The following is an 18,648-nucleotide window of genomic DNA, read 5'->3' on the forward strand; positions in this document are numbered from 1 at the left end:
TTTTGACACAGATCACGGCTACAGGTAGGGTTTCCGCCTGAACAAATTCCCAGCGGCTTTTTCGGCGGGCATCCGCCCAAAATATGATCGGAGATGTGTCGGCGGGCCGCCTCGTGTGTTTGATTATCTTGTTGTTTCGGAGTCACCGGAAGATGTCTGATCAGTTGCCGCGAATATGGTTGGATGCACCATCTGAGATCAAGTCCGATTTGGCGCATTGGCTTTCCTTGCTCGGTATCCAGGCCGAATCGGTTCCTGATCCGGTTCCCTCCGTTACCGACGATGTGATTGGCGGCATCTGTTTTGCCGATGCCTGCGCATCCCGTCTCGACCATCTGCAAACGCTGCCCTGGATTGCCTTGGACGCTGACCCGGCACGCTGGCTGGGCGCGGTTCAAACACCCTTCGCCACACTGGCCTGGCCTTGTACGCTGTCCGGGTTGCAGGGTATCGTTCAGCGTTTGTTCAGTCGTTGGCGCGGTGAACAGCTGGTTGCGGCCGGACGTGGTTTGGTGGGGCAAACGCCGGTCATGCGGCAGCTGCGGGCCGAGATCGAACAGGTGGCACCCAGCGATGCCACCGTGCTGATTCTGGGTGAATCCGGTACCGGCAAGGAAGTCGTGGCGCGCATGATTCATCGTCTGTCGAATCGGGCGGATAAACCCTTCGTGCCCATCAATTGCGGCGCGATTCCGGCGGAATTGCTTGAGTCCGAGTTATTCGGCCATGAGAAGGGCGCCTTTACCGGCGCGATCAGTGCGCGACCGGGGCGCTTCGAACTGGCCGAGGGCGGCACGCTGTTTCTGGATGAAATCGGCGATATGCCGCTGCCGATGCAAGTCAAGATTCTACGCGTATTGCAGGAACGTACATTCGAGCGCGTTGGCGGGCGGCATACCTTCACGGCCGATGTGCGCATCGTGGCCGCGACGCATCGGGATCTGGAAGCGCGCATACAGGAAGGCAGCTTCCGGCAGGATTTGTACTACCGCTTGAATGTTTTCCCGCTTGAAACCCGGCCATTACGTGAATTGCAGGCGGATATTCCCGAGATTGTCCGGGCATTGACGCAACGTTTTGCCTTGGCGGGACGCCCCGTGGCGAAGTTGACCGATGGCGCGCTGGCGGTGCTTTCGGCGCTTCCGTGGCCGGGTAATGTGCGTGAGTTGGGTAATCTCATCGAGCGTCTGGGGATTCTGTACCCCGATCAGGTCGTGGATGTCGCGCAGCTGCCAGAAAAGATCCGCATGCAGCTGCCCGCCGACTGGCAAATGCCCGATATGCCCGCTCCGACCACCGCAAGGGTGCCTGAACTGAGCTCGCAGGATGCCGCAGCGCCGGAGGATGTTGATCCCCGTGACATGTTTGCCGCTGGGCGGACGAGCGTGGATCAGTCTGCGGGCATTCGGTTGCCGGTCGATGAACAGGAACTGGCGCAATGCCAGTGTGTTTTGCCGGAAATGGGCTTCGATCTCAAGAATCAGCTCGAGGCCATCGAGCGCGCCTGGATCGAACAGGCGCTGATCAATAATGACGGTGTGGTCGCGCAGGCCGCGCGGCAACTGGGTATCCGCCGAACCACTCTGGTTGAGAAACTCCGCAAGTATCAGATGTCCGCCTGAATTGGCATAAACCCTGCTTAATTCATCTCAACACAATGCTTCGCTTGGAACACACACTGTTTTCGGCAAGCGGCTTGATCAGGTTGAGGAGTAGGCAAGATGAGTGGCGGAATGTCGGTCGATCAAATTTTGTCGCAAATGCGCGTCATGCGTCAGGAAGCCACCCAGCGGCTGGCCCAGCCGGCGAGTGTACCACCTGCGGTGTCGCCTGCCGGTGGCGATTCCTTCTCATCGCTCTTGACGAAGGCAATCGGTCAGGTCAATGATCTGCAACAGAATTCTTCCCAGTTGAAGACCCGTTTTGAGCTGGGCGACCCGAATGTGGATCTCACGCAGGTCATGCTGGCCTCCCAGAAGGCTTCACTGGGCTTCAATGCCACCTTGCAGGTGCGCAACCGCTTGGTGCAGGCGTACCAAGACATCATGAACATGCCGGTTTAAGGCCAATTTAAAAGGTTAGGGTTTCACCATGGCACAGAATTCGATGGCTCCCATGTCTGCCGCTCACCAGCCAACAACAGGAACGCCGGCATGGATCCGGCAAATCGACGGATTCACGCAATCGTCGAGTTTCCGTCAGTTGCTGATTCTGGTGGCGCTGGCAGCGACGCTTTCCTTCATGGTCGGCTTCTTCCTATGGGGGCAAAAGCCATCTCTGGTACCGTTGTATACCAATCTGGGGCCGAAAGAGTCGGCCGCCGTGGTCGATGCGTTGCGTGCGGCCAAAAAGAATTATCAACTGAGTGCGGATGGCGCCATTCTGGTCGACCCTGCCCAGTTGCCCGCCGTTCGGATGTTGCTGGCCAGCGAGGGTCTGCCTTCAGGTAACGGGGTCGGGCTTGAGATGTTGGACAAGGATCAATCCCTGGGTACCAGCCAGTTTGTTGAACATGCACGGTACCAGCACGCCATAGAAGTCGAACTGGCACGGTCAATCGAGACCATTCAAGGCGTTTCGGCAGCTCGTGTGCATCTGGCGACACCCAAGCAATCGGTTTTTGTTCGGGAACAGCAACCGCCCACGGCTTCGGTCGTGGTGGAATTATCGCCAGGTCAATCGCTGACTGCCGATCAGGTGCGCGCGATTGTGCATCTGGTCGCGTCGAGCGTGGCGGGGATGAAACCGGAGAATGTGAGCGTCATTGATCAGCGCGGTGAATTGCTTAGTCAAAATTCTGACGATGCCAGTGGCATGGGTTTGACCGATAAACAATTCGCCTATCGTCAGCGCGTCGAACGAGCCTACGCTCGCCAGATCGAAGCCTTGCTGACGCCGATTGTTGGGGCAAATCAGGTGCGCGCCCAGGTATCTGCCGATATCGATTTCTCGCGTCAGGAAGGTACAAGCGAAACCTATGGCCCGAAAACCGGGGTCGTGCTTTCCGAGCAGACCAACGACACCACGCGTGCCCTGGGTGATCAGGGTATCAACGGTGGCGTGCCTGGTGCGCTCACCAATCAGCCACCGGGCGGGGGCACCGTAACGCCGCCAACGGCAGGCGGCCTGCAGCCACCGGCCAATCTGAACGTTCAGCAATACCAGCAGATCATTCAGACACCGATCAGCACCCAAAAGAACGAAACACGCAACTACAATGTGGATAAGGATATTCGTCATACCCAATACGCCAGCGGCGCGGTGGATAAACTCAACGTGGCGGTGTTACTGGATGAAAAAACCGTGACGGACAAGGACGGGAAAACGAAAACCGAGCCGATGAGCGATGCCGAATTGGCGCGAATCAAGGATCTGGTGTCCCAAGCCGTGGGCTTGGATGAACAGCGTGGCGACAAATTGACGCTCGCGAGCATTCCGTTCGTTGAGCAGAAGATTGAAAAAGTCTCCGTTCCGCTCTGGCAGCAGGAATGGTTCATGCCATTGCTGAAAAATCTGGGATTGGGCGTGGCAATGTTGGTCATTTTCTTGATGGTCGTTCGACCTCTGCTGAAAATGCTGGCGGATAAATCCCGCCCAGAGGCATTACCTCACCAGCCGGGCACAGGGTTGCCTCATGGCGTGGAAGACAATGGCATGACTGAGGAAGGCGTTTCTTTTACCCGGCAGGGTGGTGATGGCGGACAGATCCCGGGTCAAATCCCTGGGCCGGACGACGCGGATGACCTTGAAGGGGTGCCACAACTCGTGGGTGCCGCCAGCTATGCCGATAAACTCAAACAACTGAAACAAAGTATCAATCATGATCCCAAGGCGGTGGCCGCGGTGATCAAACAATGGACGCATTCGGAGAACTGAGATGGCCGAAGCCCCTGCTAAAGCGGATCAAAACCCCGGTGATCTGATCGCTGGATTGAAGGGCCCTGAGCGCGCCGCCATCCTGATGATGGCGTTGGGCGAGGAGTCTGCGGCACAGTTGTTCGCCAAGCTCGATCCACGCGAGGTTCAGAAAATAGGCCAGGCCATGGCCGTTCTGCCCAATGTGACCCGCTCCCAGATTCAGGCTGTGCTCGATCAGTTCGTGCTGGATCTGGGCGACCAGACCGGTCTGGCGCTCGGTACCACCGATTACATTCGTAACGTGCTGAACCGGGCCTTGGGTGAAGACAAGGCCGCAGGCCTGCTCGAACGCATCAGTTCGGGCGGCAACCGCCGGAATCTGGAATTTCTCAAATGGCTGGATCCGCGCTCGATTGCCGAAATCATCCGCTACGAACACCCGCAGATTATCGCGATTGTGCTGTCGCATCTGGAGAGCGATCAGGGTGCGGAAATTCTACAGATGCTGCCGGAGAACATGCGTGCCGATATCGTCCTGCGCATCGCCCATCTCGATGGCGTGTCACCACAGGCCCTGATGGAACTGGACGACATCATGGAGCGTCAGGTTTCTGGCGCCGGTGGTGGCAAGTCGTCCAAGGTCGGTGGCGTCAAGATTGCGGCGGGGATCATGAACTTCCTTGAAGGTAACGTTGAGGAAGTGGTGATGAATGCGGTCAAGTCCACCGATGCCGAATTGGGTACACAGATCGAAGATCTGATGTTCGTGTTCGCCAACCTGATCGATGTGGATGATCGCGGCATCCAGACCATTCTGCGTGAGGTGCCGTCCGATCGCCTGCTCATGGCGATGAAGGGTGCGGATAACGACCTCAAGGATAAGTTCTTCAAGAATATGTCGAAGCGGGCAGCGGAGATGATGCGCGACGACCTGGAATCACTGGGCCCAACACGCTTGTCCGATGTCGAAGCGGCACAGAAAGAAATTCTGCAGGCGGCGCGCAAACTGGCGGATGAAGGCAAGATCAGCTTAGGAGGCGGCGGTGAAGAATTCGTCTGATCCCGTGCAGGCTGCCGCAGTTGAAGAAGTACCCTTGGTACGTCCGTTGACCGCGGGGGCAGATGTATCGAATATTTCGGCCTGGGCCTTGCCTGATTTTGATCTGCCGGAGGAGCCATCGGAGATTGCGCGCGAGCCGCTCGATCCTCAAGCAGAAAAATTGTCACAGGCGCGCCAAGAGGCCGAACAAGCCGGTTTCGCGGCGGGGCGGGCCCAGGGGGAAAAGGCCGGTTTTGCGGCTGGTCATGCCGAAGGGCTGGCCGCCGCCTTGGCTGAACAAACACGGATCCAACAGCGCTTTAATGGCTGGTTGCAGGCATTGACCCAACCCTTGGCGGATCTGGATGCGGAAGTCAGCCTGCAAATGGCCCGACTGGCTGCCCAGATGGCCCGCGCCATTATTTACCGCGAACTGACCATCGCGCCCGAGCATCTGGAAGTGGTGGCTCGCACGGCGATCGAAGCGTTGCCGGTGGCCGTGCGCGCAGTCACGCTGGTGTGCCATCCCGACGATGCCGATGCCTTGCAGGCCGCCATCGATCAGAACAAGGTGCAAAACCAACACGCGCAAACCATTACCGTGCGCCGAGATGCAACGGTGACGCCGGGTGGCTTGAAGGTCGAATCGAACACCGTGGGCGTGGAGTCGCTCGTCGATGCCAGTCTGGAAGCCCGCTGGGCCGCACTTTGCCTGCGCGTGCTCGATGAGCAAGTGGCGGGCCCGGCCGATCCCATTGCGAATGAAGTGAACGAGGCCGCCGAATGACATCGGGCCGCAATCCCGCCGTGTTCGATCCGCCTTCCATGCGCGGCGGGGGAGCCGGGTTGGATTGGGCCCGTCATCTCATGGGTTTGCAGGCACGCGTGCAACGCCCGCCGCTGCAAGCCGAAGGGAGAATCGTCCGGGTTGTGGGCCTGGCGCTCGAAGCCAGCGGGCTCACGGCGGCCATTGGCGATCAATGCCGCATTTTTCTGGATGACGATCCGGCTGGTCGTTATGTGGACGCCGAAGTGGTCGGCTTTGCCGAGCGCAATACCTACCTCATGCCTCTGGAAGCGCTCAGAGGCATCGCGCCGGGCTGCCGGGTGCAGAATCAGGGGGCATCCATTCGGGTACCGCTGGGGCCGGAGCTGCTGGGGCGTGTTCTCGATGCGCGCGGACAACCTCTGGACGATGGCCCGGCCATTTTCGGCGACATCCCGGTTGATTTGCAGGGGCGCAGCAACAATCCGCTCAAGCGTCGCCCGATCCGCGAGCCATTGGATGTGGGCGTGCGAGCAATCAATGCCCTGCTCACCGTGGGGCGCGGGCAGCGGATGGGTATTTTTGCCGGTAGCGGGGTGGGTAAAAGCGTCCTGCTCGGCATGATGACACGCTACACCGCGGCGGAGATTATCGTGGTCGGCCTGATCGGCGAGCGGGGGCGCGAGGTGCGTGAGTTTGTCGCCGAGATCCTCGATGACGAAGCGCGATCAAGGGCGATTGTGATCGCCGCTCCGGCCGATGCCTCGCCGCTCATGCGCTTGCACGGCGCGAGTCTGGCGACGGCCATCGCCGAATATTTCCGCGAGCAGGGCCATGATGTGCTGCTGTTGATGGATTCTTTGACGCGTTACGCCCAGGCCCAGCGGGAAATCGGTTTGGCGATCGGCGAGCCACCGGCCACCAAGGGCTATCCGCCGTCGGTGTTCGCCCGTTTGCCTGCCCTGGTTGAGCGTGCGGGTAACGGGGAATCGGCTCGCGGAAGCATGACGGCGTTTTATACCGTGCTGGTGGAAGGGGACGATCAGAATGACCCCATCGCCGATGCCGCCCGTGCCATTCTGGACGGGCACATTGTGCTTTCCCGGGCCATTGCCGAACGCGGCCGTTATCCGGCCATTGATATCGAAGCATCCATTTCCCGAATGATGCCCGCACTGGTATCACCGGAGCATCTGGATCTGATGCAGCGCTTCAAGCAATTGATGAGCACATACAATCAAAGCCGGGATTTATTGGCCGTGGGCGCGTATCGTCGTGGGCATGATGTGCGGCTTGATCGCGCCATTGATGCGCAGCCTGATCTGGAGGCGTTCCTGAGCCAGTCCATCCATGAATCGGCAGACCTTGATTCGAGCTTTGCGGCGCTCGAATCATTGATGCACAGCGCCGCCTGATAAGGCCGGAGGTGACCATCGTGAATCAGCAGCGAATCGAACGGGTCAAAGGCGTGGAGAAAATTACCGAGCGCGGGGCGAATATTGCCAAGGAATCGCTGCTCCAATGTCAGCGGCGGTTGGATGAACAGCAGGCGCGCTTGCAGCAACTGACGGATTACTTGCAGGAATACGCGGCCGGTATCGGATTCGCTTCCGGTGGGCAGGCAAAAGCATTTGCCTTGCAAAATTATCGCGCGTTTATGGCGCGGATCGAGCAAACCATTGCCCATCAAAAAGAGGTTGTCGCCCAAGTGGAGGCCGAGTTGCTTGCCTGTAAGCAGGCCGCTGCCGAGGCCAGTAGTCAGCATCGTTCTGTTGAAAAACTGCGTGGCCGGTTTGAAAACGAGCGCAACCGGATGCAGAACAAGCAAGAACAGGCCGTAAATGATGCGCACGCCGCACAGCATCGGCATAACCCATTGGATGTTTGAACGTTGGGAGTAAGCATATGGCACAGTTAAACAGCTCAGCCTTAAGCGCGTTGAATGCCGCAGTCGGTGGACGATCCGATCCCGCATCAGGCAGCGTGTCGAATACTCCCGCTGAACGGAAGGGGTTCGCCGAGATGATGGCCGGTGCCATCCAGAATCAAAGCAAGAACGCACAAGCTCAGGGCGTTGCCGGGCGTTCGCAGGTTGCAGCCGACGCAAAGGCGGCGAACATAAATCAGACGACTGGATCGGTCGCGGATCAATCGGGTATTCCGGCCACGGGGCAGACAACCCCTCAACAGATGGCCTCGGCGCTGCAGCAACGGATCAGCTCATTGCAGGAAAAAATCGATGCGCTGAGCAATCAGAACCCGCCGTTGTCCGATAAGGCACAGGCCGCGCTAAGTACACTGGCGCAGCAATTGGCTGCATTGAAATCGCAACTGGAAAAGGGGGGCGGTTCAGCTACTCTGGATGGAAACAGCCTGTCCATGTGGCTGGCCCAACTCGATAAGCTGCAAACCCTGCTGCAACAAGGCGATATCAATGCGGCGAGTTGGACGGGGCAGCTTCAGGCCATGGTTCAGCATCTGGCTCAAACGATTCAGCAAACACATTTGGCTGAGGGGCGAGTAGGCCAAAGTGTCTCAGACATGCGCTCATCACATTCGGTAGGTGGGCGTGCGGTGCAGCAAGACGGAGCAGTAAAAGGGTCGTCTGCCGCAAGTGTCCAACAAGCGATGGATCCCTCGAAAAAGGATAATCACGCTGTCGATAATCAGGGGCAGTTCCAGAATAATCCGACCGTTTCTGGTGGACGTAATGCGGCGGCAGCCTTTTCAGGGCAGATGCAAAGTCTATCCGGGGCAGTTGGTTCCGCCCTTTCGGCGCAAACAATAAATGCCGGCTCTATATCGAGCGCCCTTTCGAAGGGAATGCCAAAATCGGATTTGACCTTGCAGTTGGCTGACTCATCCGGTAATAACGCGCCAGGAACCTTTAATCTCTCCACTTCGGGATTTGGTGCGGCAGCCAATACAACGCCCGTCGTTACTCTTCCCGGAACTCTGGCATTAAATCAACCGCGAATGGCTGCGGATTTAGGGCAAAACATTCAGTTCATGGTGGGCAAAAATATTTCCCGCGCCACGTTGGATGTTAACCCAGTTCATTTGGGGCCAATGAAAATCACGATAGATCAACAAAATAATCAAACCACGATTCAAATCATGGCGAGTCACCATCTGGCCAAAGATATGCTGGATCAAAATATGCCGAGATTGCGTGAGTGGCTTCAGGATGCCGGTTTGGGAAATGCCCAAGTTACGGTGATGAGCGGTGGGCAGGACGGCTCGAATAATCAGGCCATGAACCAGGGGGGCTCCCAAGGTTTCGGTGATTCTGCGGGCGCACACGGTGCTTCGACTACTCATCGTTCGGCCGTTGTTGAAGAACAGGACGCAACCGGTTCGGTTGCTTCTGAAGATAAGACTCAAGCTGTGACAGCGCGTTGGCGTCTGGATACGTTCGCTTGATCAGCCTTTGGATTAAGGAACCTCTGATTTAATCAGTGGTTTTTTGGGTTTTTCATTTTCGTTCTCACAAAGCGTATCAATGGAATGTTTTATGGTGTTATAAAGTGGATGACCTCAATTAAGCGTTCTCAGGGTTGATTTACCTGGGGCTATTTACCTGGGTTGATTTGTCAGGAATGGCGCAAGCCAATAATTGATTTGACGTTAAATGTTTAATTGATAGAATCCGCGTGTATCTTCAATTAAAACAACCAGCCCTAAAGGTGCTCCAATGAGTTCTATCGATCTTAATAGCTTATCTGCTGAAGACTTGAAACAGTTAATGGCCAATGCGGAGCGTACCCTGCGCGATCGTCACCAGCAGCGTATACACAGTCTGCGTAAAGAAGCCGAAGAATTGGCTTCAAGTCTTAATATGTCTGTTGCCGAGGTATTCGGCCTGGAAAAAACATCAAAACTGACAAACAAGAAACTGCCGGCTAAATACATCAATCCGGCAAACCCGGCTCAAACCTGGACTGGTCGCGGTAAGCGCCCACATTGGTTGGCCGATGCGTTGGCGCGTGGCGAATCGCTGGAAAAATTTGCGGTCTAAACAGAACCGCTTTTGCTTGCCCCGTAAAAAAAGGGCACATAGCGCAAGAAGTTTAGGAACCTCTGATTGAATCCCTCGTGAGCCGAGTTGCTGATCCAAAAGCCGCAAAACGAGGCAGAGGCCGCAGGTCGTAGTTTACGCTACGATGCCAAGGCCGATAACGAAGTGTTGCGGCTTTTGGGCGGCAACCCGCATGGGACGGGCTTTTGAGGGCGATTTTACGCGGAGCTGGCGTAAGCCCGCTGTGTTGCACCGCTCACGAATGGAGTAACCATTAACGCGGGCTTGCGCCTGCTTCGCATTAAGCTGGCGCAAGCCCGTTTCGCACCGCGCCTTGCGACTCATCCCTCAAAAGCCCGTCTCGGCCACGAAGGATTCAATCAGAGGTTCCTTGAAGCCGGTTATTTTTGACCAGCTTTTTCTATGGCTCGCAAGAGCCAGTTAGGCGTGCTTGCCAATTCGTTGATCAGTTGTTTGGCGGCCCGTTCGATGACGCCATGTTCCAGCAGTAACCGCTCATCTTCGGCCCATTGCTTGACCGCCGCTTCGGGAACGCCCTGGTGCCGTGCGACGCTGATCAGTTGGATCATGGCATCCCGATACCAGTGCGCTCGCTTGATGCTGCGTTCGTCGGGGATTTCGGCCAGAGCCATGGCGGCAGCGGCAATGAGCGGCGCGCGTTCGGTCTGGCGATCCTTGTCCCGAAGCAGGAGCTTGGCTGCAAGGGGGGCTGCAGCGTCAACGGGTGCGCGGAAGAGGAGGCACAGGATATAGGCGATGAGCACATCATCCTGATCTTCCGCAGTTTCAGCGTGTTTGACCCAGAGACGAATCAAGGCGTCCGGTTCGTTGGCCTCAAGGAAGAACAGGGCGCCACGATCGCGATCCGCTTCACTCAATTCGTTCGATAATTCCGAAAAGGCCAGCGTCCAGAGCGCTTTCTGACCTGTGGAATAGGTATCGTTCAGATGTGGTTTGAGCGCTTCCCATGCCTCGTCGCTGCCGCCTTGCTCAATGAGTTGCCGCACCAGCAGAGTGAGGGCTTCGACCAGCAACTCTTCTTCGTGGTTTTGAGCGGCCAGTGCGATTGCTTGCTTGGCCGGTCGCATGGCTTTGAACAGGGCTTTGGCGTTCTGCAACAATCTGGCCAGATCCAGCCAGGCCTGAATCCGTTGTTCCGGTGGGGTGGTCGCCTCGGTGAATGCAGGATTGTTCAGTGCTTGTTCCAATGTGCCTATGGCTTGATTCAGATCGCCTTTGGCTGATTGGGCTAAAGCCAGTGTGTGGCGCAAACAGAAATCATCGTGTTTTGCCAGCGTGTCTTCGGCTAGTGTGATCGCAGAATCGATTTCCCCGGCTTGAAGCCGGCTGATGCACAGGGCATCGGCGATTTCAGCAATCCGCTCGGCCTGTTCGGCCGGCAGCCAATGCAGCAACCAGGTCAGTTCCGCTGTATCCGCGCGTTCCTGGTGCCAACGCTCTGTATAAAACCAGTCGGTGACGCTTCTGATTGAAGCAGGATCGATATGTTCACGAGAAGCTTCCGTCGTGTTCATTAGCGAGAAGCTGGCTTTAAGTGAATCGGGAAGTTCTGCAGGTGCGGTAATGGGGGCCATGTGTCTGTTTTGATTTTCGATGAATGCTGAAGTTTATCAGACGTGGTTTCTCATGCCGTCCATGGTTGAAAAATCGGGGTGCAAAAAATCCCCGCCATTTCTTTAGTGCTGCTAGTATGCGCGCCGGAGTTGGTCAGACTGTCGCGGCGTAGCAATACGCGGAGGAAAGTCCGGGCTCCATAGGGCAGAGTGCCAGGTAACGCCTGGGCGGTGTGAGCCGACGGAAAGTGCAACAGAAAACAAACCGCCGAACGGCATCGCAAGATGTGCGTGGTCAGGGTGAAACGGTGCGGTAAGAGCGCACCGCATCCGTGGTAACACGTGATGGCTAGGCAAACCCCACTCGGAGCAAGGCCAAATAGGGAAACAATGGCGTGGCCCGCGCTGTTTCCGGGTAGGCTGCTTGAGGGCATCGGTGACGATGACCCCAGATGAATGACAGTCCTTGACAGAACCCGGCTTATCGACCAACTCCCCCCCATCTCTGCCGCCATTCGGCGTCATTTTTAGTTCAATCTGTATCGCCTCCACCGAAACGCGCGGGCGTGAATGCCTGCGATATTTTTTCTATTTTATCAATTGCTTATATTGATCAGTTTTGGTCTTTGGCCCGTTCATGGCTCGAGAATCGAACCGATCGAATTTTTCGTCTGGTCAAATAATCACCAGGTCTCTTCGCGCGCTTTGTTAGCAATAATTTGTAACCCACTGTTTTAATCGGAAAAATTGCGCGAACTTCTCTTGTGAAGTCGATGTAACTCTATGTGATGTAAAGAGAATTCACCAAACACCTCTTGTTTGCAGGCAGGTGTGTCGATATAGTGCGTCTGCGTGGGAAAAAGTGGGGAGTAGTGGGAAAAAGTGTTTAAGGGAATCACCAACCTGAATCTCGATGGAAAGGGACGTTTGGCCATGCCAACGCGCCATCGGGCGGCTTTTGCCGCGGATGAAGGTCAAATGGTGATGACCATCGACGCACAAGAGCGCTGCCTGTTGATCTATCCCTTGTCCACCTGGTTGATTATCGAGCCACAAATCGACGCACTCCCTTCCTTTAACGCCCAGGCAAACCGCGTCAAGCGAATGCTGATCGGTCACGCCACAGAGATCACGCTCGATTCCGCCGGGCGCATTCTGGTGCCGACAGAGTTAAGAAGCCATGCCGAACTCGAGAAAGAGGTCGTGTTGTTGGGCCAAGGCAAGAAACTTGAGCTCTGGTCGCAACCAAACTGGGCTGCGCAAACCGAGGCTTTCCTCAGCGATTCCAATGACGGCAACCTGCCAGCCGCACTGGAGGCTATTTCCCTATGAACGGCATCCCGATGCGCGTGCAGGAAAAGGCGCAAGATTTGACCCATGAAACCGTTCTGCTCAACGAGGCGGTAGAGGCTCTGGCCGTGCGCCCCGATGGCGTTTATTTCGATGCGACGTTCGGGCGTGGCGGTCATAGCGCCGCCATTCTGGCGAAGCTGGATGAACGTGGACGCTTGTTCGCGACCGATCGGGATTTGCGCGCACTGGTCTCGGGCGAGGCGCTGGCTTCAAAGGATGCTCGTTTTCAGATCCATCATGCGGACTTCTCATCCGCTGCCCAATGGCTGGCGTCGATGGGGTTGCAGGGCAAGGTGGATGGCGTCTTGTTCGACCTCGGGGTTTCCTCGCCCCAGATCGACGAAGCGGAGCGCGGATTCAGTTTTCAGCAAAACGGTCCGCTTGATATGCGCATGAACCAGCAGGCTGGACAAACCGCTGCCGAATGGCTCGCCCGGGCAGAAGAAGAGGAAATCGCCAACGTCCTGTATCGACTGGGTGACGAGAAGTTTTCACGGCGTATCGCCCGCCGCATTGTCGAAACGCGTGATACCCACCCGCTCACCACCACCTTCGACCTTGTACGTTGCATCGTCGAAGCGACACCCCGTCGTGATCCGCGCAAGCATCCGGCCACCCGTAGCTTTCAGGCCATCCGGCTGTACATCAATCGTGAGCTGGACGAGATAGCCGCCGCCTTATCCCAGGTGGTGGACTTGCTCTCGATTGGTGGCCGCCTGGTCGTGATCAGTTTTCATTCGCTGGAAGACCGGATCGTCAAGAACTTCATTCGCGACGAAAGCACGACGGACAAGGATTTTTTCGGACAACCCGTGGGGACGGCGCGTTTGTCCCGCGTGGGCGGCTCGATCCGCGCCTCGGCGGAAGAAATTGCCCGCAATCCGCGGTCGCGTAGCGCCATCATGCGTGTGGCGGAGCGTGTGGCATGAAATTTCTGATCGGCATTCTGGCATTGGCAGTGTTCCTGTCTGCTTTGGCGGTGGTGGATACCGCCCAGCGGGATCGTGATCTGACACGCGCGCTCAGTACCCATCGTCAGGCCATCGAGAAATTGAACGTGACCTACGCCGAACTCCAGTTGGAGCAGGGGGCGCTGGCGGCGCAGGGGCGTGTGGATCAAATTGCGCAGACCCGGTTGGACATGCACGTGCCTTCAGCCGATCAGATCACGATGGTGTTCCGATGAGCCGGGTCATCCATCCTGCAAATCAGCGCCGTCCGGCTCCGATGGAGAAGGGCGCCTTGTGGCGTTTCCTTGATTGGTTCGGCGGTTGCTGGCGTACCGTGATCGTGCTCGGCTTGTTCGGTGTGCTCGCACTGATCCTGGTCGGGCGAGCGGTACAGCTTCAGGTAAGTGAGCAAGGCTTCTACGTGCAGCAGGGCGGGGATCGTCAGCAGCGGTTACAGGTGATTCCGGCTCATCGCGGCATGATCACCGACCGTAACGGCGATCCGCTTGCCATCAGTGTGCCGATGGATGCTGTCTGGGTGAATCCGACCGAATTGACCCGGTTTTATGCCGCACGCAACACGGCTTCGGCCAGGAAATATGTCGACCAGGACCCGATTAAAACCCTGGCGAGCCTACTCAAGATTCCGGACGCCAGCTTGCGTTCTCTGGTGGCGGATAACCGCAGCAAACAGTTCATTTATGTTCAGCGTCAGGTTCGGCCCAGTGTGGCGGCGGCCATCCGTGCAGCCAGACTTCCCGGCGTCGGCCTGCAACGAGAATATCAACGCTTTTATCCCACGGGCGATGTGACGGCTTCATTAGTCGGCTTTACCAATATTGATGATCAAGGGCAAGCCGGACTGGAGGCCAGTTACAACAACTATCTTGCCGGCGTCGCGGGGCGGCGGCTGATACTCAAGGATGCCTACGGTCACGAGGTGGATGACCTCGGCGTACAGAAAGAAGCACAGCCAGGGCATGACCTGGTTTTGTCGATTGATAAACGCTTGCAGTACCTGACCTACAGCGAGTTGGCCCGGGGCGTCGCCGCCCACCAAGCCGAATACGGTTCAGCCGTTTTGATGAATGTGGTGACGGGCGAAGTGCTGGCGATGGCAACGGTGCCATCGTTCAATCCCAACAACCGCGCCACGATGCAACCCGCCCTGACGCGAAACCGTGCCCTGGTCGATCAGTTCGAGCCCGGCTCGTCCATGAAGCCGTTCACAATCACAGCCGCACTGGAAAGCGGCCGGTGGCAGCCGGATAGCACCGTGAATACCGCACCGGGCTGGGTCCGCATCGGCGGTTATACCATTCGGGATCATCGCAACTACGGCGTGCTGGATCTGCGTGGCATTCTCGAAAAATCCAGTAATGTCGGTGCGAGTCATATCGGTGAAGATCTGGGTGCCGAGGCCTTGTGGAAGAACATGCGCGCTTTCGGCTTCGGTCAGGAGACCGGCGTGGGTTTCCCCGGCGAGGTGGCCGGGCGGTTGGAAAATTGGCGGCAGTGGAGTGTGAGCGGTACCGCAGCGCATTCCTACGGCTACGGTCTGAGTGTGACGACCTTGCAACTGGCCGCGGCCTACGCTGCATTGGCGAATCATGGTCGGTACATCCACCCCAGCCTGCTCAAGCGCGATGCACCACCGAGTTACGTTCAGGTCGCTCCTGCCAAGGACTGCGATGAAGTCGTATCCATGTTGCAGTCAGTCGTCAGCCCGCAGGGTACCGCGCCCAAGGCACGCATTGCTGGCTTCCAGATTGCCGGTAAAACCGGGACCTCGCGCATGATCGGCCCCGACGGTGCCTATTCGAAAGACAATTACAACACGGTATTTGCAGGTATTGCGCCTGCCAGTGATCCACGCCTGGTTCTGGTCGTTGTGGTGACCGATCCGCAGCAGGGCAGTTATTACGCGGGCGACGTGGCGGCTCCGATCTTTCACGGCATCATGTCGGGCGCTTTGCGGATGCTGAATATCCGGCCCGACAACCTGCCGAACGAACCGGCGCAAGTGACGACGGCTGCAGTGCCGCCGTCGTCTGCAACTGCTACCGGAAAAAAACGGGCGGGTGGCGCATGAGCATGCTTCACTTCAGCCCGCGTTCTGTCGGCGAAATCCTGTCCGCGATGAATCTGCGGGTAGCAGAAAACGTCGGCTCTGCAACCGCCCATGTCTTTACGGATGACTCGCGCGAGGTTGTGCCGGGTGCCGTTTTCATTGCGCGCTCAGGGGTTCAACCGAATATCGAACCATTCATCAGCCAGGCGTTGGCAGCAGGCGCGGTGCTGGTTGTGACCGAAGCGGATTATGCCGACTCGCGGGTGATTCGAGTTGAGGCTGTCCATTCGTTCGTGCGTCAAATGGTCGGTCGGATTTGTGCCGTGAACTTCGATGGCCTGACGATCATCGGCATCACCGGAACCAACGGCAAAACCAGTGTGGCTCAATTCATCGCCGGGGCATTGAGCCGCAGCGGTGCGCCACATACCGCTTCGATCGGCATGATCGGCACGCTGGGCGCTGGCTTGTGGTCGCCGGGACTTGAACACCTGCAGTCAACGGCGAACACCACGCCCGGTTTGCTGGAAACCTTGCGTTATGCGGTCGATTTCATCCGTGAGGGCGTGCGCTACGTCGTGATGGAGGTCTCCTCTCATGCGCTGGCGCAAAACCGCTTGCAGGGTCTGCCGATCCGCATGGCGGTGTTTACGAATCTGTCGCGCGATCATCTCGATTATCACGGCACGATGACCGATTACTTTGCAGCAAAAACCAAGCTGTTCGCTTGGCCCGGATTGCGTGCAGGCATCATCAATTTCGATGAGCCGGAGGCCGATGTCTTGTTCGAGGCGCTGAGCGAATCCGCCGATTGCTGGGCGTATGGCCTGGGCGATCCGGATTGGCGTGTCGCCGATTGCCAGCAGATTCGGGTGACTTCGATCAAGGCGCTGCCCAAGGGCCTGGATATTCAGGTACGCACGCCGCTGGGCGAAGCCCGATTGCAACCATCGCTGGTCGGCATGTTCAATGGTGCCAACATCATGGCCGCGCTGGCGGCGGTACTGGCGTTGGGCATGCCGCTGGATACGGCGATCAAGGCACTCGATCAGAGCACGCCACCACCTGGCCGCATGCAGATGATCACCCTGCCGAATGGTGCGCGGGCGTTGGTTGATTATGCGCATACGCCGGATGCGCTCGATCAGGTATTGCGGGCCCTGCGTGATCATCGGGACGCAGCAGGCAAAATCATTTGCGTGTTCGGTTGCGGTGGTGATCGTGATCGCGGCAAGCGTCCATTGATGGCCCAGGCAGCAGAACGGTTGGCCGATCAGCTCGTCATGACCTCAGACAATCCGCGCAGTGAAGCGCCTGAGGCGATCATTGCCGAGATGTGCGCGGGCCTGACCGCGCCGGCCACCGCCCAAGATACTGTAATGATCGAGCCCGATCGCAGAAAGGCCATCGAGTTGGCACTGATGCAGGCCAAAGCCGGTGATTGGATTCTGATCGCTGGCAAAGGTCACGAGACCACACAGGAAATACAGGGCCAACGCCTGCCTTTCGATGATGTCGCGGTCGTGCGCGATTGGATTGCGCAACAAGGCTATGTCGGGGCAAAACGCTTTGCAGGGGGTGCCGTATGATGCGTGCGTCCCTGCATCAGGTGGCTGACTGGCTGAATAATCAATCACGCCCGCTGCCTGATATCGCCATTCAAGGTGTGAGCACCGACACACGCTCGTTGGTGCCGGGCAACCTCTTTGTCGCACTGAAAGGCGAACGATTCGACGGTCATGATCATTTGGCCGCTGCGGTGGCGGCAGGTTCGGCTGCGGCGGTTGTCGCCCGGTTGAATCCTCAAATCGATATTCTTCAGATTCTGGTGGATGACACGCTGGCTGCGCTGCAAACCCTCGGAAAATGCTGGCGCGATCAGGTCGATCCCTTTGTGATTGCCATTACCGGCAGCGCGGGAAAAACCACGGTCAAGCAGTTGCTGGCATCAATGTGCGCGCAAGTTGGTGCCACGCGGGCGACTGTCGGCAACCTCAACAACGACATCGGTGTGCCACTGACCCTGCTTTCTCTGGATTTAACCGATCGGTTCGCCGTTATTGAAATGGGCGCGAACCACGTGGGTGAAATTGCCCGGCTGACGGCGCTCGCTCGCCCCGATGTGGCCCTGGTGACCATGGCAGGTACCGCGCACGTAGGCGAGTTCGGTTCCATTGATGCCATCGTTCAGGCCAAGGGCGAACTGTATGCCGGCCTGGCGCCGGACGCCAAAGCCGTTATCAATCTGGATTCGTATGGTGCCGATCGGTGGTGGGCACATTGCCCAGCGCATCGATCTGGCTTTTCGTTGGCCGGTGACGGGCGCGCACGTTGGGCTGGCGAATACGACACCGCCACGAGTCGGCTTAGCGTGTTTGAAGACGGGCTGCCGATGCTGAGTGAACTCGCCTTGCCGTTGCCGGGTGCTCATAACGCGACCAATCTGTTGGCGGCCATTGCGGTGGCCCGTTCGTCGGGCTTGTCGCTTGAAGCCATCACCAAGGGCTTGCGTGAATTCACGCCACCACCCGGCCGGATGAGTCTGATTCGGTGCTCCGATCAGATCTCCGTGATCAACGATACCTACAACGCCAACCCCGAATCCATGCGGGCAGCGCTCGATTATCTGGTCAGTCTGCCCGGTCGGCACGTAGCAATTCTGGGCGATATGGGCGAGCTGGGCGACCAGACCGACGAGCTGCACGAATCGCTGATTCGTTACGCGCAGACCTTATCTCTTTACGGATTGTTCACCCTGGGCGAAGCCATGAACAAGGCGATCACATCGACCCGGCCGGAACCGGCGCACGCGCTTGTGCTTGCTGCTGACGAGCCGGAAATCATTGCTGAAAAACTGATGCCTTTGCTGGATCGGGTGGAGCGTGATTCGTCCGCAAAGATGCCCGTAACAGTTTTAGTGAAAGGATCACGCTTTATGCGTATGGAACGGATGATGAACTGGCTCGTGCCTACCCACCCAGAGTCGGAGGCACACTGA

Annotated in this window: 17 protein-coding genes and 1 other RNA gene; 17 read left to right on the forward strand and 1 reads right to left on the reverse strand. The window is 57.6% G+C overall.

What is annotated here, in order from left to right:
• The first annotated feature begins 152 nt into the window (after positions 1–152).
• The 10 genes from PHD44_RS00565 to PHD44_RS00610 all read left to right on the forward strand — a co-directional run bounded on the left by PHD44_RS00565 (position 153) and on the right by PHD44_RS00610 (position 9,891).
• Positions 153–1,622, forward strand: coding sequence for a sigma-54-dependent Fis family transcriptional regulator (locus tag PHD44_RS00565; protein WP_300186772.1), 1,470 nt, complete (start codon positions 153–155; stop codon positions 1,620–1,622).
• 99 nt (positions 1,623–1,721) lie between these two features.
• Positions 1,722–2,063: a flagellar hook-basal body complex protein FliE gene (fliE, locus tag PHD44_RS00570; RefSeq protein ID WP_300186775.1), complete on the forward strand. Its 342-nt coding sequence runs from the start codon at positions 1,722–1,724 to the stop codon at positions 2,061–2,063.
• Between the two features lie 28 nt (positions 2,064–2,091).
• On the forward strand, positions 2,092–3,876 hold the full coding sequence (gene fliF / locus PHD44_RS00575; RefSeq protein ID WP_300186778.1) for a flagellar basal-body MS-ring/collar protein FliF: 1,785 nt from the start codon (positions 2,092–2,094) through the stop codon (positions 3,874–3,876).
• A gap of 1 nt (position 3,877) precedes the next feature.
• Positions 3,878–4,918, forward strand: a complete 1,041-nt coding sequence (fliG, locus tag PHD44_RS00580; protein WP_300186781.1) for a flagellar motor switch protein FliG — start codon at positions 3,878–3,880, stop codon at positions 4,916–4,918.
• Positions 4,902–5,684, forward strand: coding sequence for a FliH/SctL family protein (locus PHD44_RS00585; protein WP_300186784.1), 783 nt, complete (start codon positions 4,902–4,904; stop codon positions 5,682–5,684). The genes fliG and PHD44_RS00585 overlap by 17 nt, the downstream gene beginning before the upstream one ends.
• The gene (fliI, locus tag PHD44_RS00590; RefSeq protein WP_300186786.1) at positions 5,681–7,078 is read left to right on the forward strand and encodes a flagellar protein export ATPase FliI; all 1,398 of its coding nucleotides are present in this window, start codon (positions 5,681–5,683) and stop codon (positions 7,076–7,078) included. The genes PHD44_RS00585 and fliI overlap by 4 nt, the downstream gene beginning before the upstream one ends.
• A 20-nt stretch (positions 7,079–7,098) precedes the next feature.
• Positions 7,099–7,551, forward strand: a complete 453-nt coding sequence (fliJ, locus tag PHD44_RS00595) for a flagellar export protein FliJ (RefSeq protein WP_300186789.1) — start codon at positions 7,099–7,101, stop codon at positions 7,549–7,551.
• A gap of 17 nt (positions 7,552–7,568) precedes the next feature.
• Positions 7,569–9,086, forward strand: a complete 1,518-nt coding sequence (locus tag PHD44_RS00600) for a flagellar hook-length control protein FliK (protein ID WP_300186792.1) — start codon at positions 7,569–7,571, stop codon at positions 9,084–9,086.
• A 271-nt stretch (positions 9,087–9,357) separates the two neighbouring features.
• Complete coding sequence (locus tag PHD44_RS00605; protein ID WP_300186795.1) at positions 9,358–9,681, forward strand: H-NS histone family protein; 324 nt, start codon at positions 9,358–9,360, stop codon at positions 9,679–9,681.
• 87 nt (positions 9,682–9,768) lie between these two features.
• A complete protein-coding gene (locus PHD44_RS00610; protein WP_300186763.1) occupies positions 9,769–9,891 on the forward strand; it encodes a hypothetical protein in 123 nt (40 codons plus the stop codon).
• A 191-nt stretch (positions 9,892–10,082) separates the two neighbouring features.
• Here the strand turns inward: PHD44_RS00610 and PHD44_RS00615 are convergent, their stop codons facing one another.
• The gene (locus PHD44_RS00615) at positions 10,083–11,297 is read right to left on the reverse strand and encodes a hypothetical protein (RefSeq protein ID WP_300186798.1); all 1,215 of its coding nucleotides are present in this window, start codon (positions 11,295–11,297) and stop codon (positions 10,083–10,085) included.
• A gap of 125 nt (positions 11,298–11,422) precedes the next feature.
• On the opposite strand from PHD44_RS00615, the gene rnpB reads away from it, so the two are divergent.
• The 7 genes from rnpB (at position 11,423) to murF (ending at position 18,648) form a co-directional block, all read left to right on the forward strand.
• An RNA gene (rnpB, locus tag PHD44_RS00620) (RNase P RNA component class A) lies at positions 11,423–11,776 on the forward strand.
• A 382-nt stretch (positions 11,777–12,158) separates the two neighbouring features.
• Positions 12,159–12,608: a division/cell wall cluster transcriptional repressor MraZ gene (gene mraZ, locus PHD44_RS00625; protein WP_300186801.1), complete on the forward strand. Its 450-nt coding sequence runs from the start codon at positions 12,159–12,161 to the stop codon at positions 12,606–12,608.
• Complete coding sequence (gene rsmH / locus PHD44_RS00630) at positions 12,605–13,558, forward strand: 16S rRNA (cytosine(1402)-N(4))-methyltransferase RsmH (protein ID WP_300186804.1); 954 nt, start codon at positions 12,605–12,607, stop codon at positions 13,556–13,558. The genes mraZ and rsmH overlap by 4 nt, the downstream gene beginning before the upstream one ends.
• A complete protein-coding gene (gene ftsL / locus PHD44_RS00635; RefSeq protein WP_300186807.1) occupies positions 13,555–13,815 on the forward strand; it encodes a cell division protein FtsL in 261 nt (86 codons plus the stop codon). Before rsmH ends, ftsL begins: the two co-directional genes overlap by 4 nt.
• Entirely contained in the window at positions 13,812–15,671 is a 1,860-nt protein-coding gene (locus PHD44_RS00640; RefSeq protein WP_300186810.1) for a penicillin-binding protein 2, read from the forward strand. The genes ftsL and PHD44_RS00640 overlap by 4 nt, the downstream gene beginning before the upstream one ends.
• Positions 15,668–17,239 carry a UDP-N-acetylmuramoyl-L-alanyl-D-glutamate--2,6-diaminopimelate ligase gene (locus tag PHD44_RS00645; RefSeq protein WP_300186813.1) on the forward strand — a complete coding sequence of 524 codons (1,572 nt, stop codon included), beginning with the start codon at positions 15,668–15,670 and terminating at the stop codon, positions 17,237–17,239. Before PHD44_RS00640 ends, PHD44_RS00645 begins: the two co-directional genes overlap by 4 nt.
• Positions 17,236–18,648, forward strand: coding sequence for a UDP-N-acetylmuramoyl-tripeptide--D-alanyl-D-alanine ligase (murF, locus tag PHD44_RS00650; protein WP_300186816.1), 1,413 nt, complete (start codon positions 17,236–17,238; stop codon positions 18,646–18,648). The genes PHD44_RS00645 and murF overlap by 4 nt, the downstream gene beginning before the upstream one ends.

The organism is Halothiobacillus sp. (assembly GCF_028710545.1).
Lineage (GTDB): Bacteria > Pseudomonadota > Gammaproteobacteria > Halothiobacillales > Halothiobacillaceae > Halothiobacillus.